This window comes from Staphylococcus sp. GW821-FHT11H10 (assembly GCF_058807855.1).
This window is the reverse complement of record NZ_JBXARC010000003.1, coordinates 1-22,581: the sequence shown is the minus strand read 5'-3', so window position 1 is coordinate 22,581 and position 22,581 is coordinate 1. Positions and strand designations below refer to the sequence as shown.

Sequence of the window (22,581 nt, the reverse complement as noted above, 5' to 3'; positions counted from 1 at the left end):
TTTACTACTTTTCAATCTAAAAATTAAAAACTATGAAAACTTGGGAAGTGATACGTATGTACTATAGTAATGGAAATTATGAAGCATTTGCACGTCCTAAAAAACCAGAAAATGTAGAGGTTAAATCAGCTTATCTTATTGGTTCCGGATTAGCATCTCTAGCTGCTGCATGTTTCTTGATTAGAGACGGACAAATGGATGGGTCAAAAATCCATGTTTTAGAAGAATTATCTAAACCTGGTGGAAGTTTAGATGGAGATGAACTTCCTTTGAAAGGCTATGTTGTGAGAGGTGGAAGAGAAATGGAGAACCATTTCGAATGTTTGTGGGATTTATTTCGCTCCATCCCGTCACTTGAAATGGATAATGCTTCCGTTCTAGATGAGTTTTATTGGTTAAATAAAGAAGATCCTAATTACTCACGTTGTCGTGTTATTGAGAAAAGGGGGCATCAGTTATCTACTGATGGTGATTTTACTTTGACGCCACAAGCCATTAAAGAAATCATTCATTTATGTTTAATGAAAGAAGAGACATTAAACGACGTGAAGATTACGGATGTCTTCTCAAATGACTTTTTGCATTCGAATTTCTGGATCTATTGGAAAACGATGTTCGCATTTGAGCCATGGCATTCTGCAATGGAGATGCGTCGATATTTAATGCGCTTTGTACATCATATTGGAGGATTAGCAGATTTCAGTGCCCTTAAGTTCACCAAATATAATCAATATGAATCACTAGTTCTTCCGATGATTGCTTACTTAGAGTCCCACGGTGTGCAATTTCAATATGATGTTCAAGTGTTGAATATAAAAGTAGATATCACAACAAAAGAGAAGGTTGCGCGTGAAATACAACTTAAGCGTTCAGGTAAAGATGATATCATTCCACTAACGCCAGATGATTTAGTATTTGTTACAAATGGTAGTATCACTGAAAGTTCAACTTATGGAGATAACAACACACCCGCACCCCCTACAAAAGAAATCGGTGGTAGTTGGACGTTATGGCGTAATCTTGCCAAACAGAGCCCTGAGTTTGGTTGTCCCGAAAAGTTCTATCATCGTTTACCAGACAAAAGTTGGTTTGTATCAGCAACCGCGACGACAAATAACATGACAATTATTAATACAATCGAGCAAATTTGTAAACGAGACCCTCTAGCCGGCAAGACAGTGACAGGTGGTATTGTTACTGTTAATGATTCTAAATGGCAAATGAGTTTTACTGTTAATCGTCAACAACAATTTAAAAGCCAACCCGAAGACGAGGTGAGCGTTTGGATCTATGCATTATACTCAAACATAAACGGGGATTACATCCATAAACCTATCACTGAATGCAGTGGAAATGAAATTTGCCAAGAATGGTTATATCATATGGGCGTTCCTATCAATCAAATTGAAGACCTCGCTAAAACGCAATGTAATACGATACCAGTCTATATGCCATATATCTGTTCTTATTTTATGCCTAGATCCATTGGAGACAGACCACTTGTCGTGCCTGAAAATGCTCGCAACATAGCCTTTATTGGTAATTTTGCAGAAACAGAAAGAGATACTGTATTTACCACTGAATATTCGGTAAGGACTGCTATGGAAGCAGTATACCAATTATTGGACATAGATAGAGGTGTCCCTGAAGTGGTTGCAACAGAATTCGACCTTCGTATATTGATGGATGCCTTATATGAACTTAATGATGGTAAAAATCTATCAGAACTCTCAGAACATAACAAAATACAGAAACTCGCTCTTAACGCTTTCTTGAAGAAAATAAAAGGTACCTATATCGAAGAATTGTTGCACCAACACAAGTTACTATAAGTGTAGATAAAATTCACCCCCACATGACGAATTAGCATGTGGGGATATTTGTTTAGTTTATTTATTGGCCAATATATCGTTTTAAATGTTTAGCGGTTATGGAATTGTCGATGTCAAAGATGCCTTCAGGTTCACCCGCGTAAAGTAATTGGCCACCTTTATCTCCAGCATAAGGCCCAATATCAATTAACCAATCCGCCTGAGTCATCATCGTTAAATTATGTTCAATCAAGATAACCGTATTGCCTTCTTCAATAAGATGGTTAAAGCAATCGATTAGAATTGGCAAATCATCTTCATGTAGCCCAGTTGTTGGCTCATCAAAGATAAAGATCTTATCGGTCACATCTTGTGTCAGGTAACGGCTTAGTTTCACACGTTGAATTTCACCACCTGAAAGGGTATCTAATGATTGTCCGAGAGTCATATAGTTTAATCCTGTATCCGCTAATGCTTGAAGCGGTCGTATAATACCTGGACTGTCGCTAAATTTTTCAATGGCTTCATCCACGGTTAATGCTAAAATATCCGCAATAGAATAACCTTCTACTTTAGCTTCTAACACTTCTGGACGATATCTTGTACCACCACATAATTCACATACTTGTGAAAAGTCTGGCATAAATGCAAGTTCCGTTTTTAAAACACCTTTACCATGACATTCCGGACAGGCACCTTCTGAATTATAGCTGAACATACTCTTCTTAAGACCAGTATGTTGACTAAAGAAACTACGTACATCATCAAAGATATCTAGATAAGTAAGTAGATTAGAACGATTTGATGCATGGACAGGTTTCTGGTCAATAAAGATAGCCTCTTGTTCACGTTCAAATCCTGCAGTGATGAGTGAACTTTTACCTGAACCTGCAACACCTGTAACAACAGTCATTGCATGCTTAGGTAGTTTAGTTGAGACATTTTGTAAGTTATTGCGACTAATATTAGCAATTTGAAGCATGTCTTTCGATTTACGTGGCGTTTTTTTAAGTTGATGCTGTCGGTTCAACGCTTGACCAGTACTTGTGTCCGAACTGAGTAATTCATTATAAGAGCCAGTAAATGTAATTTCACCACCATTTTTGCCTGCTAAAGGTCCTAAATCAATAATATGATCAGCGGTCTTTATAACATCTGGATCATGTTCTACAACGAGGACTGTGTTGCCCTTATCTTTTAAGGATTGAATGATATCGTTGATACGCTGAATATCCTCTGGATGTAGTCCGACACTTGGTTCATCAATAATATAGATTAAGTCGCTTAAAGGACTATTAAGGTGACGAATGAGCTTAATACGTTGTGACTCACCACCAGATAGCGAAGTTGTTTCTCGCGCTAGTGTTAAATAATTCAACCCAATATAACTTAATGCTTCTAGTTGTTTCTTAAGTGGCTCTATAATCACACGTGCTTTGCCTGATTTTATTTTTTTTAAAAAGGCTAACGCCTCATCAATTTGTAGGTTTGTGAATTCTGCAATATTTAAGCCATTGATTTCACAGCTTAATACAGTGTCATTAAGACGTTGACCATGACAATCAGGACAATCATGTTTCGATACCACTCGGTCAATATCTTCTTTAAAACGTTTCTTTTCAAAATTATCATTGAGTAAAAATGAACGGCGGAATCGATGAATTAATCCTTCAAATTTGGCAGTTCTAGGCCAATTTGATGGTGGATTCTTTAATTTAGTTGGTTCGGTGTATAAAAGCGTATCCATTTCTTCTTTCGTATAATCCTTTAATTTCTTATCATTATCAAATAAACCTGTATATAAATAACGTTTACCTCGCCAACTATCAGGTCTAAATGAAGGGAATTTAATCGCATCCTCATTAAGTGATTTATCATAATCAAGTAATTCATTTAAATCAATATCCTCAACATAACCTAGTCCTGAACATGTTTCGCACATACCTTTAGGGTTATTGAAAGAAAAGATATCTGAATAACCGACAAATGGTTTGCCGATACGTGACCATAGCAGTCGGACAGACGCGTAAATATCAGAAATTGTACCTACAGTTGAACGAGAGTTACCTCCAAGTCGTTTCTGATTAATAATCATTGCGACAGGAAGATGTTTAATTTGATCGACGTCTGGTTTCTCATATTGTGTTAGTTGATGTTGCACATAACTTGAATATGTTTCATTTAACAATCTTTCAGATTCTGCAGCTACAGTATTGAACACGAGGGAAGACTTACCCGAACCTGAACGCCCTGTAAAAACTGTTAATTGGTGCTTCGGAATTGATACATTTATATTTTTTAAGTTATTTTGTTTGGCACCAATAATGTCTATATTAGTCATAATTACACCTCTTAAATCTAGATTAACTTGCTGGTCATATTAAATTATGCTTCTAATGGTTTGATTTTAACATCAAGATTAAAGTATTCTTTTAAAATATTTCGGTAGTTATCTGAAGTTACATCATATTTATCTTTGCCATCTTGTTTACTTAGCGTTAGATGGTGTGAGGACATCGTTGCACGTCCAAATGATTGTGGTTGAGTAACGATAAGTTGTTGTACAAAAATAGAATCTGGATGTTGTGAATTATATTGAATCATATCTTCAAAATCTTCTATTTGCTTAGGTTGGAAACGAGCCTCGTAACGTGTGATCCAACTATCATCTTCGAGTTTCTGAATGCTATAAGTTCCTTCATGCTCTGAAATTGCTCGGAATTCACCGGTAATATCTGTAACGGGGTGAGTAGGATCTATATTTGTAATAGGCAAGGCTTGTAAAGGTAAGTCACCAAAGCCTACATCTGCGACATAATATACGTCATTAATTGGAACTACAAGTGACATGTGTGAACCTTCTGGACTACGATTGCCATTAGGTTGTTCAACAGTTGCAGACATACGATATACGGTGAAACCTTTTTCTTCAAGGTAAGTCCCAAAGAAATGATTCATTTCGTAACAGAATCCACCACGATGCTGATTGATCAATTTATCATACAAATCATTAATTTCTACAGAAACAGGCATGCCATTTTGGACATTGATATTTTCAAAAGGAACGGCCAACATATAGCGTTTAATATAATAATTGAGTGCTTCAAGTGAAGGTTCATGATATTTTGATGAATCAATATTTAAATAGTGTTCGATAGTTTGAATATCCATTAGATGAGGACTCCTTTGTTAAAAGCTTTTAGTAATCCATACCCTATAATGATGGAATGACGCATGTAAGAATAGAGACGAAAAAGGTTCCAAACACTTGATAGCAGTTGATGCCTCGTGTTTAGAACCAGTATTAATATATTAAACTATGTTATTATTCAAAAAATTACAGTTCTTGTTTGTTGAAAATGGCTATTGAAATGAAATAAGAAGCCACTAAACAAATCAAACCAAGTATTGCATATAAACTAATAAAAAAGATATCTGTAGGATTTGTTCCTAAATCAGAGAATGAACCTGAACGTACAATGGCAGACATAATAACACCAAAGTAAGTAATAAAGAATAAAATAAGAACGATAACCGATGTTGAAATCATGATGACATTTGAATTTTCAGGACCAAATTTAAATGTTAACGGGAACATGATAGCATATGTGCCTGCCGCACCAATACCTACTAAACCTGAAATAAGTGTTAACATTAAATTCTGATGTATCGCTAATACTGCAATTAATCCAATAATTAATCCGATAAAGATGAGTATGCCATAAAATGCGAAATAACTTTTAATGTAAGCACTTCGATGTGTTGGCAATGTTGAAATATAATACATCCATTTAGAATCTTTTTCTCGCTTTAAGTTATCCGTCACTGGTGACAATAAGAAAATCATTGGTAAGAAACATGCCATTGCTGGATTTATAAAAGCGAATAAGAAACTTGCTACAATAGCTACAATTAAATATGTGATAAGTGATTTTTTAGATGCATAGAAACTACTTAAAATTAGACCTTTCATTATTTATCACCTCTCATAATTAATTTTGTTGCGTCATCAATAGTGTTAAGTGGGTTAGCGTTTGTCACACTAGACCAATCCTTGACTAAGGTTTGGCGTTGACCTTGTCTCACTCTTGATGCAATGATGATGTCTTGTGGAATATCTAAATCATCATGCTCATCAACTTCGACAATACCGTATTGATTTAACAATTCTTCCTTGCTTTCTTGAAGTACAATTTCACCATCACGCATAAAGATTAATTTTGTAGCTAAATGTTCTATATCTTCGGAAATATGAGATGAAATGAGTATGCCATTACCCTCTGAAATATAGTCTTCCAACATTTCAATGACTTCTTCACGTCCTGATACGTCCATACCAGCAGTTGCTTCGTCCAGTATGAGTAATTTTGTATCATGCGCTAGAGCCATGGCTAAGGCTGCTTTCATACGCATTCCTCTTGAGAATGTTTTAATTTGAACGTTAGTTGGTAATTCGAAACGCTGAATGACTTCAAAGAAACGATCACTGTTCCACGTTTTGAAAATATCCGCAAAAACTTTATCCATATCTTTAATTTCGAGTTTATCAGGCACACGTAAGTCATCGAATACAACGCCAATATGCTCTTTGTATGCATGATCCTTATCAGAGATAACTTGATCAAAAAATGAAATCTCTCCAGAATCTTTAAAACGGTTACCAACTAATGTATTAATCAATGTTGATTTACCTGAACCATTCTTACCAATTAAACCAATAATTTCGCCAGGTTGAAGTGTTAAAGAAATATCTTTCAAATGGAAATTGGATTTCTTGTACGACTTGTTGAGATCTTGCACTTGCAATAGATGTTCCATAATAAACCACTCTTTCTGTTGATTAGTATTAGATTTAATTCAATTAAAGATTAGTTGCTTTTATCATAATATAGATTAATTAATAAATAACTAGGATTTGTAAAATTTACGTACTTTTAACATATAACCTAAACTGTTATAGGCGAAAATAATTATTAAGAATAGTATCCCTAGTGTTTGATTTGAGCCAGTATCAATAGAGAAGATACTTAAAAATATAATTGCGATCATTAATAGTACTAAGTTTACTCCGTAGTTTTTATACATACTTACTATAGCGATATGACGTTCACCTTCATCCAAAAGTGCTAAGGTTTTTTCAGTATAATTTTTTTCTCCTATTTTAGGATAACGTGAATCGAAACGACGATTGAAAAAGCCTAGCATTATTGAAGGTATGATGGTCAACATATAAGGGATGATAGCGTACAATACATCACTATTTGAACCATGGCCAAAGACGATTAATAAAAGCGCAACAAAACTTATGATTAATTGAATATAGATGATAATACTAGATTTATTGAAGTTTAAGTTGGATTTCATTTCGAATAAATCAGCATCATCATCTTCAATAGAATTGAGACTTTGATTTTTAAATTTAAGCGCATCTTTTTGAACTTTCCACAAATAAAATGTAAGACCAATGATAATTAGCGATGCAATGATACAAATGATTAACCCAAAATGGGTATGTGCAAAATTAACATTTGATAGAAAATTACTAATACTTCCCATTGAAGAACCCACAAAACCACCAATAATGCCACCAAGTACTAGTAATATAAGATAGCGTTTTACTTTCATAAATCTCCCTCCTCAAATATAAAGACATTTTCAACTGGTTCATTGAATATACGCGCAATTTTAACCGCTGTTAAAATGGACGGCATAAAATCATTACGTTCAATCAAAGAAACTGTTTGCCGAGATATACCGGCTTGTTTAGCGAGTTGTGTTTGATTGAAGCCATCGCGAGCACGTAATTCTTTAAGACGATTTCGCAATATTCATCAACTCCTTGGTTTTTACGTTACATTATCTTTGTCAATTTGACAAGTATATTAGTCAAAAAGACTTGTATTTTTGTCAAAATAGATATAAAAAGTAGCCTTCGGGTTGTCTGGAGTAAGACATCCTGAAGGCTTGTATTACAGTGTTTTGCTATTTGTTAAAACCCATTGGTTTAAATCGTTTAGACGATATTTTGTGACGATGTTTTGATTTACTTCATCCAATGTAATCGAAGATAAAGTGGAGATAAGTGTATGTTGAATTGTATTTAATGCATGACTAACTACACACATTTCTGCTTTTTGACCTTCATTTTCACCTAAGAAGGGTTTCAATAATTGCTGACTAGAAAAGATCGCGTCTCGACCTTCAATTGCTAGAAAAACATCATAAAATGTGATTTGATTTAAAGGCTTATTTAAAGAAAAGCCACCATTTTTGCCCGTAGAAGAATTAACGAGACCTTCTTTAACAAGAGCTTTAATAATCTTCTTTAAATAAGAATCTGAAACATTTAAACGATCACTTAAAGCAGTAGAGGTCATCACGCTATGTTCTGATAGTAGATTCAGCATTAAGAGAACATAGACGGCTTGTTCCCATCCTATAGATAATTTCATAACAGTCCTCCAATGATAAACGTTTCTTTTATTATAAAATATAATATAAAATTTTTATATATTAGGATTGAAAAATAGAAAGGGTGCATTATAATACTAATTAAAGATAAAGAATATCTTAATTATCTTTAATATATGACCTGGAGATGACATCTATGAATTTACATCAACGTTCGTACTTATATTTCTATATATGTATCATTTTGACGACCATATGTATGGGCTCTTCTTTTCCAACTGGGAAGTACCTCATCTCAATTGAACACGTACCACCTATGTTACTAGGCGGATGGCGTTTTACCATCGCGGGATTCATTATCTTATTGGTTTTATTTTTGAAAAGGGGCGTTAAATATGTATTACCATCAATTGATCATAATAGTTATAAAGGCTTTATATTTGTCGCTACAATCGGTTTATTACAAACGGCTGGAACAATGGGATTATTATATATAGCAATGTCATTGGGTGTATCCTCTTCAATGTCTGCCGTTTTACTGTTTACCAATCCATTATGGTTAGCTGTTCTTGCGCATTTTATACTGAAAGAGCGTTTAACAATGATTAAAGTGGTTGCACTCGTGATTGGTGTGATTGGGGTTACGATATGTCTAGGGTTAGACCGTTCATTGCTAGGGTGGGGCGCGTGTGTCGCATTACTTGGTTCACTATGTTGGTCATGTAATACTGTCGTGACTAAGCAATTTAAGTTTGATAAAGGCGCCTGGGTATTAACGGGATGGCAGCTATTATTTGGTGGCATCATCATGTTCTTGATTAGCCAATTGTTAGGAGAGCGCTATCACATTGGACAATTGAATGGTTGGGGATGGGTATGGTTTTGGTGGCTTGTGTTTCCTGCGTCTATTGGATCATTTGGATTATGGTTTAGCAGTTTAAATTTACGAGGTGCTACGATTTCGAGCAGTTTTCTATTTTTAGTGCCCTTACTTTCAACCATTTTTTCAATTATAGGGTTAGGTGAACCTTTCACATTGCACATTATGATAGGCGGATTATGTGTTGTGGTCGCATTGATTGCAATTAATTATTCACCACATCACTTAAGTAATTAAGGTATTAAATGTTTGGAAAATCGAATGATCGCACTAAATAGTTCTAGGATAATATTAATTATGAGTTCCCAAAGTGGTTGTTTGGATTTATCTTTTTTAGATTCAGACATCGTATCACTCCTATGCTAGTTAGATTAACATAGTGACATTTTGATTGAAAATGTTGCATATATGGAATGGTTTTCGAAATACTTCATACTTGAAATTGTCTTAATTTTAATACAATGAAAATATATGAAAACTTGCGAACACTGACTTAAGAAAATAAAAAATCTGAACAAATCTCTTCACATGGTATCTAATTTTTTGTAATATAGCACTCGTATTATTTTTGAGAGCAACAAAAAAGGAGGTAGCAATGATGAAAGGTAACAGAATGATGTTTTTCATATTCATGTTAGGTACATTTACAGTCGGTATGGCAGAATATGTTGTTACAGGATTATTAACTCAAATCGCAAGTGATATGAAAGTGTCTATTTCAAGTGCAGGTTTATTAATTAGTGTGTATGCTGTGAGTGTTGCATTAATTGGACCATTCATGCGTATATTTACAATGAATGTACGTGCCAAACGCTTATTACCCATTTTGGTTGCCATATTTATAGGTAGTAATGTGGTAGGGATGTTGGCACCCAATTTTCAAGTATTGCTGTTATCAAGATTGTTGTCAGCTTCAATGCACGCACCATTCTTTGGCGTGTGTATGAGTGTGGCTGCAGCCGTTGCACCTCGTGGTAAACAACCGCAAGCCATCGCATTAGTCCAAGCAGGATTAACAATTGCGGTTATGATTGGTGTGCCATTCGGATCATTCTTAGGTGGCTTTGCGAATTGGAGAGCTGTATTTGGCGTTATGATTGGTTTAGCGATTATTACAATGCTAGGTATGTTGAAGTTTGTACCAGATGTATCTCTAAGTACAGAATCTAATGTAAAAAATGAATTAAAAGTATTTAAAAACCCACACATTTTAATCGTGATGTCTATTATCGTCTTTGGTTATTCTGGCGTATTCACAACATACACGTTTATGGAGCCAATGATACATGACTTCGCACCTTTTAAAATAGTAGGGTTAACTATTTGTCTATTTATGTTTGGTTTAGGTGGTGTGTTAGGTAACTTAATTACAGGAAATGTGCCAGAACCTAAACTAACTAAATATCTATTCTATACGTTTTTATTATTATTTTTAACTATCGTACTATTTGTCACTTTTGTGCATAATGCGATTTTAGCAATTATTATATGTTTCTTATTTGGATTTGGAACATTTGGTACGACACCATTATTAAATAGTAAGATTATATTAAGTGCCAAAGAAGCACCATTACTTGCGAGTACATTAGCGGCGTCTATTTTTAATGTGGCAAATTTCTTAGGTGCCATTATTGGTTCAATTTTATTATCAATCGGTTTACCTTATTTAATGATTACCTTTGTATCAGGGGGGATTATTATTCTAGGTATTTTAATTAATGCAGTTAATTATTTTTATGAAAAGAAACATTTCCAATTTGAAAAATGAAAGTTGAGTTGAAGAAACACCTCTAGTGTCAGTGTGTCATCGTACTGATATTAGAGGTGTTCTATTATAGTTATTCAGATTCGAATTTTAAAGTTGGTTCGTACATATCGTGATTGAAGTGATGTTTAGAAAATTGACGTAAATCATTTATAAACGTATCTATGTTACGATCTAATTTCTCTTTGGTTCTCACGATGATAACGCGCTTATCGTCAGAGTTTGTTTCGTATTTATCATTATAGATTCTTGCAGCTATAGAAAATTTTGAGATATAATTCTCCAGTGATTCATAGCAATTTAGTAAATCACGAATAGGTTTATTAGATTCTTCTTCATGGTGACTCATAGTACCCAATAATTCTTGAATTTGATCGTCTAATTTTACAAAAAGTCCCTCCACATCATCGCATTTTTCTAACGTTTGCGGCTTGTTTATTAGAGCATTGGTTTCACTTAAATGAATTTTACTTATTTTAGATGCTTTATAAGCAGTTAAATCTATCATACTCAAAATATCATTTTTATAATCTTCACGTTTTTCTTCTTTCTCTTTAGTGATTTGATATTTAATCCCCCAAAATGTCCCAATTAGCGCAAAGATACCTCCGACAATGGCAGCTAAAAATTCACTCATAATAATGAACTCCTTTTCTAGTGAGAATATTTACATTTATATTGTACACTATTTAAATGATGTAAGAGGAAAATTATAGTTCGACTTTGAAGTTAAGAACTTGAGGTATGTTAGATATATCGTTATTGGTAATGAAATCAATTAAAAGTTGTGCACCTTCTTCTTGTATATCTTTAACTACAGGTGCTTCAGCGAACATGTCATAATTACCACCGCCTACAGCACGATAGTTGTTGACACAAATGGTATAAGTTTTATCACTGATAAGTGGTTCATTGCCAACCTTAATATCAGTTACGCGTTGACCAATAGGTTCTCTTACATGAATGGTATAAGTGATACCGCCATACATGTCATAGTTAAAATGCTGTGGTTTCGGATATAAAAATTCATCGTTGATTGTTATTTCATTTTTATCGTTAAGCGTGAAGTAGCTTGCTGATTTTTCTAAAGCGTCTTTAATGCCTGCACCAGTAAGTTTTAAAACTTGGAATGTATTGGGAAAAGGATAATTATTAATAATATCACGCATAGTAATACGTTTATTAAATCCTGCTGCTGAGTCGAAGAGTGCCGTACTTGCAATATCAGCACCACTTTTCTCCAATAACATAACATTTATTAAATTAATAAGTGGATGAGGTTTCATTCGTGCCTCAAATTGATCTTCTACTAACATCGGTTCAGGTAAGGTCGTGATTTCAGTATCTAGCCAGTCTTCTAGATGTGTTAATAGCTTAGAATCTTCCGGTAATAGACTGTATTCTGAGTCTCCCACTACAGGTAACAATTCGCTTTGCGTATCAATAATCTGATTATTGTCGCCAATCGTTAGCGTTACTTTACCTATTTGTGTTGCACGTGTACCAGGTTGAATAACGGCAGTTTCATATTTAACTGTCGCGATATCTCGATGTTGGTGACCTGTAATCAATACATCGATGCTTTCATGGAAACGATGTAGAATTTCGGAAGCCTCATTCTCACCAGTTAAATCTTCAGTTGGTTCCTCTGTATCTATATCACGTTCGAATCCGCCGTGATATGAAACGACGACGATGTCAGCTTTTTCACGGACATTAGGTAATAGTTGGGTAAGTGTTTCAATCGCACTCTTGAAAATTAAGCCTTCGATATGATGTGGTTGTTCCCAGTTAGGGATATTTTGTGTAGTCAAACCGATGACGCCTATTGTTAGTCCTTCTTTTTCAAAATAATGTACGCCTTCACCTGTAAAAGGTTGTTGTTTCGAATCTAAAATATTAGCACAAAGCACTGGATGGTTAAGGTTTTGTAGTGTGTCTATAAGGTATGGTAAGCCATAGTTAAATTCATGATTACCAATCGTTCCCAAATCAAAATTTAAGCGGTTATATATCGTTGTTAACGGTTTGCTAGAGCGTAACTCTGATACTAAATAGTTGCATAAAGGTGCCCCTTGTAGGAAATCGCCGTTGTCGATTTTGAAATAAATATCGTCGTTTTTGCTTGATTGTTCGATAAGTAGATTAGCATATAATAAACCCATAGGTAACTGTTGATTCGTCTTTGAAAAATCAGTTGGGAATATGTAGCCGTGAACATCACTAACGATATAAAAGCTAAGTTGAGTCATAAGTACCATCCTTTCATTAATGACAGTGATTAATATTTATAATTATAAGGTATGCATGTTAATCAATCATTATTCGTTTTCAAAATAATTATATCTTTATATAGCAAAATTATAGTATAAAAGCTACACAGAATAGATTTAAAAAGAATTTTTAGGAATTATTTACAATATCTTAATGATATAAATAGATTTTATATAAATTTCACATTAATTAAATATTATTTGAATTAATATTGTGATAATCTTATATTGTCATATAAATTGACAAATTACACGATTTTATACATATCGAACGGGGGCAATACAGTTATGAAGCAAATGAAGTATCTTTTAGTGCTAGCTTTAACAGTTATTATTTTTGCGGCAGCATGTGGAAATAATAGCTCGTTAGATAGCAACAACAAAAGTTCTGACAGCGGTTCTGATTCTGGTAAAGATGGTTACAAACCTAAAGAATTAACAGTGCAATTCGTGCCATCTCAAAATGCTGACACACTTGAAGCAAAAGCGAAGCCACTTGAAAAATTATTATCTAAAAAATTAGACATCCCAGTAAAAGTTTCTGTATCAACAAACTATAATACAATCGTTGAAGCGATGAAATCTAAAAAAGTGGATGTAGGTTTCTTACCACCAACAGCTTATACATTAGCACATGATCAAAAAGCAGCAGACTTATTGTTAAAAGCACAACGTTATGGCGTTAATGAAGATGGTTCTAATTCAAAAAAATTAGTAGATGACTATAAATCAGAAATATTAGTTAAAAAAGATTCTGGCATCAATAGCTTAAAAGACTTAAAAGGGAAAAAGATTGCATTACAAGATGTAACGTCTACAGCAGGATACACATTCCCTATCTCAACACTTAAAGAAGAAGCGGGAATTGATGCAACGAAAGATATGAAGATTGTTAATGTTAAAGGACACGACCAAGCAGTCATTTCATTACTTAACGGTGATGTTGATGCGGCAGCAGTATTCCAAGACGCACGTACAATCGTTAAAAAGGACCAACCAAATGTATTTAAAGATACTAAGATTATTAAATTAACAGAACCTATTCCAAATGACACAATTTCAGTTCGTCCAGATATGGATAAAGCATTCCAAGATAAACTTAAAAAAGCATTTAAAGATATTGCAAAAACAAAAGAAGGTCATAAAATCATCAGTGAAGTATACTCTCATGAAGGATACACAGATGCCAAAGATTCAGACTTTGATATTGTAAGAAAATATGAAAAACAAGTTCAAGATATGAAATAATATTAGAACATCATTAAACGAAATTGAAGTTTTAATATTATCACAATATATCTAAACTTAGACTAATGAACATTGTAGATTAATAAAAGCAAAGAGGAGCAAGGTCGAAAATAATATTTTTGAGGCTACTCAACAAATTCGCAGTAGCTGACTGAACTGAGATAGCTCTTAAATCTAGCTTTCTCAGTTCTTGTGTTCCTTGCGGGGGTAAGAAAACGAATTCGTTAACAATTCTGTCTCACGTCTTTCTTTGCAAAAATAAAGGGTGCTATTTAAATGAGTCAAATTGAATTTAAAGATGTCAATAAAGTTTATCCAAATGGGCATGTAGGACTAAAAGACATCAATTTGAATATTGAAAAGGGAGATTTCGCAGTTATCGTAGGCTTGTCAGGTGCAGGGAAATCAACGCTATTAAGATCAGTTAATCGACTTCATGATATAACATCTGGTGATATTCTTATTGAAGGTAAATCGATTACGAAAGCTAAAGGTAATGATCTACTAATGATGCGCCGTAATATTGGGATGATCTTCCAACATTTTAATCTTGTAAAACGATCATCTGTATTACGCAATGTGTTAAGTGGACGAGTAGGCTATCATCCAACTTGGAAGATGGTGTTAGGTCTTTTTCCAAAAGAAGATAAAGTAAAGGCCATGGATGCTTTAGAGCGAGTGAATATTCTGGATAAATACGACCAACGTTCTGATGAATTGTCTGGTGGTCAACAACAACGTATTTCAATCGCTCGTGCATTAGCACAAGAACCAGCAATTATTTTAGCTGATGAACCTGTAGCGTCTTTGGATCCTCTAACAACAAAACAAGTGATGGATGATTTAAAGAAGATAAATGAAGAATTAGGTATTACAATTCTTATTAACTTGCACTTTGTAGATCTAGCACTTGAATACGGTACGCGTATTATAGGGCTTCGTGCTGGTGAACTTGTATTCGATGGCCCTGCAAGTGAGGCAACCGAAGAAGTGTTTAATGATATTTACGGTCGTAAACTTAAAGATGATGAGAAGCTAGGGGTTGAATAATATGACGACACCTACAACGAGTAAATATGATGAATATTTGAATAAGAAGTTTTCGCTTAAAACGAGTTTTACTATTTTTCTAGTATTAGCTTTAATAATATGGAGTTTCTTATATACTGGCTTTAGTTTTGCCGATTTAATGGTAGGTTTACCTCAGATTGGTTCATTCTTTGGACAAATGGTACCACCAGACTGGGCATATATACATACAATATTGAAACCTATGTTAGATACCATTCGCATGGCTATTGTTGGGACATTTCTAGGTGCGATTGTATCTATCCCAATTGCTTTAATCTGTGCAAGTAATATTGTTAAAACGAAATGGATTTCAATTCCGGCTCGTTTTATTTTAAATATTGTGCGTACGATACCAGATTTATTACTAGCAGCTATATTTGTAGCTGTCTTCGGTATTGGTCAAATTCCAGGTGTATTAGCACTATTTATCTTAACTATTTGTGTTATTGCAAAGTTACTCTATGAAGCACTTGAAACCATAGATCCAGGCCCAATGGAAGCCATGACGGCAGTTGGGGCAAATAAAACGAAATGGATTGTCTTCGGAGTTGTGCCACAAATATTATCAACTTTCTTCTCATATGTGTTGTTCGCTTTTGAAATTAACATTCGTGCTTCAGCGGTACTTGGTCTTGTAGGCGCTGGCGGTATTGGATTGTTCTATGATTCTACTTTAGGCTTATTCCAATATCCTAAAACTGCGATGATTATTCTATTTACATTAGTTATTGTTGTCATAATTGACTATGTAAGCTCGAAAGTGAGGGAACAACTCGCATGACACAAAATAAAGATAATTTAGAACAAAAGTTTCCTATTAAATCAAAAAAGCATAAGCAAAAAATAATTAAAAATTGGATTATTGCAATTGTTGTTTTGGCTATTATTGCATGGGGTTTTGTAGGAATGCCCGCATTAGAATTAAAATCCAAATCCATTGAAATTTTAAAATCTATTTTTCACGGACTTTTTCATCCAGATTGGGGTTATGTATATATTCCTGCTGGTGAAGATTTATTACGTGGATTACTTGAAACGTTTGCGATTGCGGTGATTGGTACGTTTATTGCAGCTATTATCTGTATTCCATTTGCCTTTCTAGGTGCACAGAATTTAATCAAAATTCGTCCAGTAACCGGTATCACTAAATTTATATTAAGTGTGATACGTGTATTTCCAGAGATTGTTATGGCTCTAATTTTCATTAAAGCGGTTGGTCCGGGGTCATTTTCAGGTGTACTAGCTTTAGGTATACATTCAGTAGGGATGCTAGGAAAATTATTCGTTGAAGATATTGAAAGGTTAGATTTCACGTCAGTCGAAGCATTGAAAGCAAGTGGTGCTAACAAGACGAAAACTTTGATCTTTGCAGTTATACCACAGATATTACCATCATTTTTATCGCTTGTGTTATATCGTTTTGAATTGAATTTACGTTCTGCCTCGATTTTAGGACTTATCGGTGCAGGAGGAATTGGTACACCATTAATTTTCGCACTTCAAACACGATCTTGGGACAGAGTAGGTATCATATTAATCGGATTAGTTATTATGGTCGCAATTGTTGACTTAATTTCAGGCGCAATACGTAAGCGAATTGTATAGATGAGAGAGTCGAATAAATTTTAAAGTATGTTTAACCGGCTCGGTTTTTCAATGTTTAAATATACCATGGAGATGGGTCAAAGCAATTGATATGAGTGGCGTCCCATTACCATGGTTTATTTTTTATGTTTTAAAAACCCTATGTAATGTGTTTTTAAAAATGATTTTGACTTCATTGTAGGGATGACGAACCTTTTTGACATCGCAGCATAGGCATCACGTTTGTCAGCATTATAACCTTGTCGATGAATTACAACATTGTGTTCTAACTGCATTGAAATGTTATTGCATTAAGATATAAATTTTAACCATTCATTTACTAATTTATTTGCCATAGTTATGTCTCACATTTCTACAAAGTTATAAACTATCCGAAACTTACAGAGTTGTAATTTTGGGCTTTCTCTCTAAAAATATCCTATTTTATATGTTTATATATAAGTGAGGTGAGTAAATATGGAAAATGTAAATAGTAATAAATATAGAAACGATGAATTCTATGGTAGTAGAAATGAAAATATTGCATCATCTATAAGTTATTTAAGTGTGTTTTTTGCACCGGTACTATTACCTATTGTAATGTGGATTATCGCTGACAAACCTGTATCAATTCATGCTCGTAAAGCATTATTTAACCATATACTTACTTGGGTTTGCTTTACATTAGCGCCATTAGCATTGATGCTATCTGCTAGTGTTATGGGCAATGCATCAACTAATACAGAAAGCTGGATTGTATTTGGCTCATGGACAATTGCAGTTGTATTGGTGGTAGTAGGCGTTTATTTGTTCATTAAAAATATTATTAGAGGCATTAAATTATTATTAGTTTAGAAGTTATAAAAAAGAGGCTATCGCTTATAGGTTAATACACCTTTAATGATAGCCTCTTCATTTTCATATGCATAAAAGAAATGCTCTAGTAATAAAAGTAACAGATAATTAGAAAAATATAGTTATTGCTTATTTCGAAAATTTACGTCTGAGGCTAATGACACCTACGCCTAATATGAAAGCTATAAAACTGTAAACAAACGTTGTCGTTGAGGCGCGTTCACCTGTCATAGGTAATTCGTGATGTAATGAAGTTTGACTCGTTTCTTGAGAACGAGTTGCTTGTTTACTAAGTGTCGAATTCATTTGTGATTTTGGTGATTGATCTTGTTGTTTAACTAAATGATGCTTTTCAGCATAGCCATTGAATCCCATGTCATTATCTTCAGCTTGGTGTTTAGCAGGGTCTTGTTGAGAATTAGACTTAGATGTTTGTTTAACTAGACCATTTTGCTCAGCATAGCCATTGAATCCCATGTCATTATCTTCAGCTTGGTGTTTAGTAGGGTATTGTTGAGAGTTAGACTTAGATGTTTGTTTAACTAGACCGTTTTGTTCGACATAGCCATTGAATCCCATGTCATTATCTTCAGCTTGGTGTTTAGTAGAATCTTGTTGAGAATTAGACTTAGATGTTTGTTTAACTAGACCGTTTTGTTCGACATAGCCATTGAATCCCATGTCATTATCTTCAGCTTGGTGTTTAGTAGAATCTTGTTGAGAATTAGACTTAGATGTTTGTTTAACTAGACCGTTTTGCTCGGCATAGCCATTGAATCCCATGTCATTATCTTCAGCTTGGTGTTTAGCAGAGTCTTGTTGAGAGTTAGACTTAGATGTTTGTTTAACTAGACCGTTTTGTTCGGCATAGCCATTGAAACCCATGTCGTTATCTTCAGCTTGGTGTTTAGTAGGGTCATTATTGTTAATTACATCATGGTTGAAACCAGGATCAGTATCGTTATTGTCATCAACATCATGGTTGAAACCTGAATCTACATTGTTGTTACTATCTTGGGATGTAATTGGTTGACCATTGTTATCATGGTTGAACTCTTGGTCAATGTTACTTGTTGCTGCAAAAGCATGGCCGTGTGACATAAGTAATAGTGATGATGTTATCAATGTTGTTCCAAAAGCATATTTAAAACGTCTTTTAATCAATTTATTCACTCCTTAGTAAAAAGCATTCTTCATACATAAAGATGATTATTTAATAATTAAAAATATCATAAATATGTATATTTTTAACTTAACATAATAATTTAATTTAAACCTTAATATCTTCTATCAACTGAATGACAGTTTTGTCATATATTTATTTAAGGCAAGCGTATGCTATTATATAATCAACTTTTTGAAAATAAGAGAGGGTGTTTTAATGCAATTACGCAAAGTTACAGAAGAAGACTTGTTCTCACTTATTAAACTTGAAAATGAGGGTTTTACGCCAGATGAAGCGGCAATGCCAAAAACTTTGAAACAGAGAATCAATAAAATACCTGATACATTTATTATCGCTGAAAAGGAAGGACGCATAATCGGATATATTAATGGACCTGTAATTAATCAACGATATATAACCGACGACTTATTTGAAGAGATTCAATCCAACCCTAACAGTGGTGGTTATCTTAGTGTATTAGGTCTAGTCGTTAACAAAGATTATCAAGGACAAGGGATTGCGGGCAAACTGTTAGAGCAATTTGAGAAACTGGCGAAGCGCCAATTAAGATGCGGTGTGACACTCACATGTCGAGAGGCTTTAGTGTCATTGTATGAACGTTATGGCTACAACAATGAGGGAGAGTCAACCTCACAACATGCTGGTATAAAGTGGTATAACATGGTTAAAGAAGTGTAAGGATAAGGTTGAGACGAATACGTTTCAACCTTGTATCTATTTTATGTTTAATTTATTACTTGAGTGTTCTAACATTTTTTATTCTCCCATTTTAAATAGATATTTCCCCCTTTGGATATTCACTTCAGAAATTAAATAAGACTTTCTTTCTAATGTTTTTTGATTAATTTTTATTTTTCAATTTTAAAAAGTATAAGAAAACTATATTTTAATAGGAAGAAATTAGTTCATTTATAACTTAAATATTCTATATTCAACAATAATTATTCAATTTATTCTTTTTTTAATACGATGGATAAAATTGGGACAGTTACAAAATTGTTATATAGTTTAATGGAATGTATTTACATGCAATGTACTGAATTTAAAACGTAAACAATACTCTCGTTATATTAATTATGATTGATTAATTTGTCATATTACCTTATAAGATAAGCCTTTAAATACATATTGAAAGAGAAACATCAAAAGCTATATTGAATAGCACTATGTATATTTTTAAGCTTTGTACAATCAAATCTAGAAAAACTATATATATAGATGTTCTAATTCTGTTGCAATTTACATGTAAAAGGGACTATAATGGTGTAAATTCAAATTAATTGTGGTCAATTAGTCAATTGGGAAGTAAGTGTGAGAATAAAGGAGAGTATTATGTCGAGAAAAGAGAGAAATTTTAAACGGTTCTTTGGTCAAGAAAAAGCTAGGGTCAAACTTTATAAATCTGGTAAACAATGGGTTAAAGCTGGGATTAGAGAAGTTCAATTACTTAAAGTGTTAGGTCTACCCTTTTTAAATAAAGATGTTGAACAAATTAATAATTTAGATACTAATAAAGATAAAAATTTTAAAAACCAAGCGATGAAGGCGACAGGTTTAGCAGGAGGCGCCTTTACATTTGCAATGTTGAATGATCATCACGCATACGCAGCTTCTGAAACACCAATGACTTCAGAAATTGCATCTAATAGTGAAACAGTTGCAAATCAAAACTCAACCACAGTTACAAAGTCTGAAACCTCAACAACTGAGTATATTTCAAGTCAAACAAGTACCTCCCAAGATGCTACATCTAGTACAAATTCAACAGAAAAAAGTACTTCATCATCTACAACAGATAGTCAAACAAGTACAGATTCAACGTCAGATTAATCTACATCAAATTCTGAAAAGCAAGATAGCTCGATGTCAAATTCTGATACTAAAGCTTCAAGTTCATCAACTACTGATAATTCAACAAGTAATAATAGCACCACTTCAGAGAAAGATACTAATAGTCAAGCCAACACGACATCTACTGATAGTCAAAAAGGTAGTACTTCAACCAATGATAATAGTATTACGTCAACAAGTACAAAAGATAATCAAATAAGAAAAAATTCAACAGAATCAAATAGTATAACGGCATCAAATTCTACATCAGACAGTAATAGTGGTTCAACAGTTTCTACTAATTCAACGACGTCACAGTTAACGAGTACTTCAGAAAGTCAGATAAATACAGATTTAGGTTCTACATTATTAGTGAGCGATTCAACAAGTACATCTACAAGTACAGCACCACTAAAACTTAGAACATTTAGTAGATTGGCAACAACAACATTCGCAGCAGCAGCAGCAACTTCAACTACAAATACTTATACAGGTGCAGGGACTGATACAAATTATAATATTCCAATTTATTATAAATTAACAACTGTAAATAATGGAACGTCTATGACTTTTACGTATACAGTTACTTATGATAATCCTGCTACTACGACGGTTGAAAGACCTACAGCATTGTCTAATAGTTACGCAATATACAACACAGGAACAACTAATCAAACGATGTTTACACTAGGTAGTGCATATGGAACACCTTCAACAGCGACAAGTTATATTACCGATTCAACAGGTGCTCAAGTTAGTAATCCAAGAGCAAACACAACTAATATAAACAAACAGGGTAGTGGATATACTTGGGCAAACGGCTACCAAATGAATGGAGCCCAAGCTAAACAAGGATATGGTTTAACCACAACTTGGACAGTTCCTATCAATTCTAGTGGAGACACTTCTTTTACATTTAACCCATACTCTACATCTGTGACAGGTGGGACAAACTTCTTTAATGGTAAAAAAGTTACTGTAACTGATCCAACAAGTACAGCTAACTCACAAAGCGCGTCAACAAGCACAGCGAACAGTCAAAGTGCATCAACAAGTAAGTCAACAAGCACAGCGAACAGTCAAAGCGCATCAACGAGTACGTCAACAAGCACAGCGAACAGTCAAAGCGCATCAACAAGTACGTCAACAAGCACAGCAAACAGTCAAAGCGCATCAACAAGTACGTCAACAAGCACAGCGAACAGCCAAAGCGCATCAACAAGTACGTCAACAAGCACAGCGAACAGTCAAAGCACATCAACAAGTACGTCAACAAGCACAGCAAACAGTCAAAGCGCATCAACAAGTACGTCAACAAGCACAGCGAACAGCCAAAGCGCATCAACAAGTAAGTCAACAAGCACAGCGAACAGTCAAAGCACATCAACAAGTACGTCAACAAGCACAGCGAACAGTCAAAGCGCATCAACAAGTACGTCAACAAGCACAGCGAACAGCCAAAGCACATCAACAAGTACGTCAACGAGTACTGCGAACAGCCAAAGCACATCAACAAGTACGTCAACAAGCACAGCAAACAGTCAAAGCGCATCAACAAGTACGTCAACAAGCACAGCGAACAGCCAAAGCGCATCAACAAGTACGTCAACAAGCACAGCGAACAGTCAAAGCACATCAACAAGTACGTCAACAAGCACAGCGAACAG

22 protein-coding genes are annotated in these 22,581 nt (G+C 34.2%); 11 read left to right on the top strand and 11 right to left on the bottom strand.

All coding sequences use genetic code 11. The features are described 5' to 3' along the window. Positions 1 to 56 precede the first annotated feature (56 nt). Positions 57 to 1,832 (top strand): oleate hydratase, encoded by a 1,776-nt coding sequence (locus AC1RRU_RS02640; RefSeq protein ID WP_046464869.1) that lies wholly within the window; start codon positions 57 to 59, stop codon positions 1,830 to 1,832. Positions 1,833 to 1,893: 61 nt separating this feature from the next. Here AC1RRU_RS02640 and AC1RRU_RS02635 read toward each other — a convergent pair whose 3' ends face one another. From AC1RRU_RS02635 to AC1RRU_RS02605, 7 genes are all read right to left on the bottom strand, one after another. Further along, on the bottom strand, positions 1,894 to 4,152 hold the full coding sequence (locus AC1RRU_RS02635) for an ATP-binding cassette domain-containing protein (RefSeq protein ID WP_011274635.1): 2,259 nt from the start codon (positions 4,150 to 4,152) through the stop codon (positions 1,894 to 1,896). A 44-nt stretch (positions 4,153 to 4,196) separates the two neighbouring features. Beyond that, positions 4,197 to 4,982, bottom strand: a complete 786-nt coding sequence (locus AC1RRU_RS02630; protein ID WP_011274636.1) for an arylamine N-acetyltransferase family protein — start codon at positions 4,980 to 4,982, stop codon at positions 4,197 to 4,199. Between the two features lie 166 nt (positions 4,983 to 5,148). Then, entirely contained in the window at positions 5,149 to 5,784 is a 636-nt protein-coding gene (locus tag AC1RRU_RS02625; protein WP_011274637.1) for an ABC-2 transporter permease, read from the bottom strand. After that, on the bottom strand, positions 5,784 to 6,629 hold the full coding sequence (locus tag AC1RRU_RS02620; protein WP_011274638.1) for an ABC transporter ATP-binding protein: 846 nt from the start codon (positions 6,627 to 6,629) through the stop codon (positions 5,784 to 5,786). The genes AC1RRU_RS02625 and AC1RRU_RS02620 overlap by 1 nt, the downstream gene beginning before the upstream one ends. 90 nt (positions 6,630 to 6,719) lie before the next feature. Further along, on the bottom strand, positions 6,720 to 7,436 hold the full coding sequence (locus tag AC1RRU_RS02615) for a DUF3169 family protein (RefSeq protein ID WP_011274639.1): 717 nt from the start codon (positions 7,434 to 7,436) through the stop codon (positions 6,720 to 6,722). Next, complete coding sequence (locus tag AC1RRU_RS02610; RefSeq protein ID WP_011274640.1) at positions 7,433 to 7,636, bottom strand: helix-turn-helix transcriptional regulator; 204 nt, start codon at positions 7,634 to 7,636, stop codon at positions 7,433 to 7,435. Before AC1RRU_RS02610 ends, AC1RRU_RS02615 begins: the two co-directional genes overlap by 4 nt. Before the next feature lie 144 nt (positions 7,637 to 7,780). Further along, positions 7,781 to 8,263: an RrF2 family transcriptional regulator gene (locus tag AC1RRU_RS02605; RefSeq protein ID WP_011274641.1), complete on the bottom strand. Its 483-nt coding sequence runs from the start codon at positions 8,261 to 8,263 to the stop codon at positions 7,781 to 7,783. Positions 8,264 to 8,418: 155 nt separating this feature from the next. On the opposite strand from AC1RRU_RS02605, the gene AC1RRU_RS02600 reads away from it, so the two are divergent. Together AC1RRU_RS02600 and AC1RRU_RS02595 are read left to right on the top strand one after the other, a co-directional pair. Continuing rightward, on the top strand, positions 8,419 to 9,339 hold the full coding sequence (locus AC1RRU_RS02600) for a DMT family transporter (RefSeq protein WP_037558224.1): 921 nt from the start codon (positions 8,419 to 8,421) through the stop codon (positions 9,337 to 9,339). Positions 9,340 to 9,700: 361 nt separating this feature from the next. After that, positions 9,701 to 10,870: an MFS transporter gene (locus tag AC1RRU_RS02595; RefSeq protein ID WP_011274644.1), complete on the top strand. Its 1,170-nt coding sequence runs from the start codon at positions 9,701 to 9,703 to the stop codon at positions 10,868 to 10,870. Positions 10,871 to 10,940: 70 nt separating this feature from the next. On the opposite strand, the gene AC1RRU_RS02590 is transcribed toward AC1RRU_RS02595, so the two are convergent. Together AC1RRU_RS02590 and AC1RRU_RS02585 are read right to left on the bottom strand one after the other, a co-directional pair. Beyond that, on the bottom strand, positions 10,941 to 11,504 hold the full coding sequence (locus tag AC1RRU_RS02590) for a hypothetical protein (RefSeq protein ID WP_011274645.1): 564 nt from the start codon (positions 11,502 to 11,504) through the stop codon (positions 10,941 to 10,943). 73 nt (positions 11,505 to 11,577) lie between these two features. Beyond that, entirely contained in the window at positions 11,578 to 13,119 is a 1,542-nt protein-coding gene (locus tag AC1RRU_RS02585; RefSeq protein WP_053023257.1) for a bifunctional metallophosphatase/5'-nucleotidase, read from the bottom strand. Between the two features lie 309 nt (positions 13,120 to 13,428). Between AC1RRU_RS02585 and AC1RRU_RS02580 the strand changes: the two genes are divergently transcribed. From AC1RRU_RS02580 to AC1RRU_RS02560, 5 genes are all read left to right on the top strand, one after another. Continuing rightward, a complete protein-coding gene (locus tag AC1RRU_RS02580; RefSeq protein ID WP_011274647.1) occupies positions 13,429 to 14,388 on the top strand; it encodes a phosphate/phosphite/phosphonate ABC transporter substrate-binding protein in 960 nt (319 codons plus the stop codon). A gap of 276 nt (positions 14,389 to 14,664) precedes the next feature. Next, positions 14,665 to 15,438, top strand: a complete 774-nt coding sequence (phnC, locus tag AC1RRU_RS02575; protein ID WP_011274648.1) for a phosphonate ABC transporter ATP-binding protein — start codon at positions 14,665 to 14,667, stop codon at positions 15,436 to 15,438. 1 nt (position 15,439) lies between these two features. Continuing rightward, on the top strand, positions 15,440 to 16,240 hold the full coding sequence (phnE, locus tag AC1RRU_RS02570) for a phosphonate ABC transporter, permease protein PhnE (RefSeq protein WP_011274649.1): 801 nt from the start codon (positions 15,440 to 15,442) through the stop codon (positions 16,238 to 16,240). After that, positions 16,237 to 17,064, top strand: coding sequence for a phosphonate ABC transporter, permease protein PhnE (gene phnE / locus AC1RRU_RS02565; protein WP_016930613.1), 828 nt, complete (start codon positions 16,237 to 16,239; stop codon positions 17,062 to 17,064). Before phnE (AC1RRU_RS02570) ends, phnE (AC1RRU_RS02565) begins: the two co-directional genes overlap by 4 nt. A 456-nt stretch (positions 17,065 to 17,520) precedes the next feature. Beyond that, on the top strand, positions 17,521 to 17,898 hold the full coding sequence (locus tag AC1RRU_RS02560) for a hypothetical protein (RefSeq protein WP_011274651.1): 378 nt from the start codon (positions 17,521 to 17,523) through the stop codon (positions 17,896 to 17,898). Between the two features lie 129 nt (positions 17,899 to 18,027). Here AC1RRU_RS02560 and AC1RRU_RS02555 read toward each other — a convergent pair whose 3' ends face one another. Then, complete coding sequence (locus tag AC1RRU_RS02555) at positions 18,028 to 19,071, bottom strand: hypothetical protein (RefSeq protein WP_370591088.1); 1,044 nt, start codon at positions 19,069 to 19,071, stop codon at positions 18,028 to 18,030. Between the two features lie 208 nt (positions 19,072 to 19,279). On the opposite strand from AC1RRU_RS02555, the gene AC1RRU_RS02550 reads away from it, so the two are divergent. Both AC1RRU_RS02550 and AC1RRU_RS02545 read left to right on the top strand, forming a co-directional pair. Next, on the top strand, positions 19,280 to 19,762 hold the full coding sequence (locus AC1RRU_RS02550; RefSeq protein ID WP_011274653.1) for a GNAT family N-acetyltransferase: 483 nt from the start codon (positions 19,280 to 19,282) through the stop codon (positions 19,760 to 19,762). Between the two features lie 654 nt (positions 19,763 to 20,416). After that, complete coding sequence (locus AC1RRU_RS02545; RefSeq protein ID WP_493196434.1) at positions 20,417 to 20,914, top strand: KxYKxGKxW signal peptide domain-containing protein; 498 nt, start codon at positions 20,417 to 20,419, stop codon at positions 20,912 to 20,914. An 821-nt stretch (positions 20,915 to 21,735) separates the two neighbouring features. Here the strand turns inward: AC1RRU_RS02545 and AC1RRU_RS02540 are convergent. Further along, a complete protein-coding gene (locus AC1RRU_RS02540) occupies positions 21,736 to 21,942 on the bottom strand; it encodes a hypothetical protein (RefSeq protein WP_080363996.1) in 207 nt (68 codons plus the stop codon). A gap of 14 nt (positions 21,943 to 21,956) precedes the next feature. On the opposite strand from AC1RRU_RS02540, the gene AC1RRU_RS02535 reads away from it, so the two are divergent. Beyond that, positions 21,957 to 22,581, top strand: a 625-nt coding sequence (locus tag AC1RRU_RS02535) for a hypothetical protein (RefSeq protein WP_493196433.1), incomplete at its 3' end; no start/stop codon positions are given.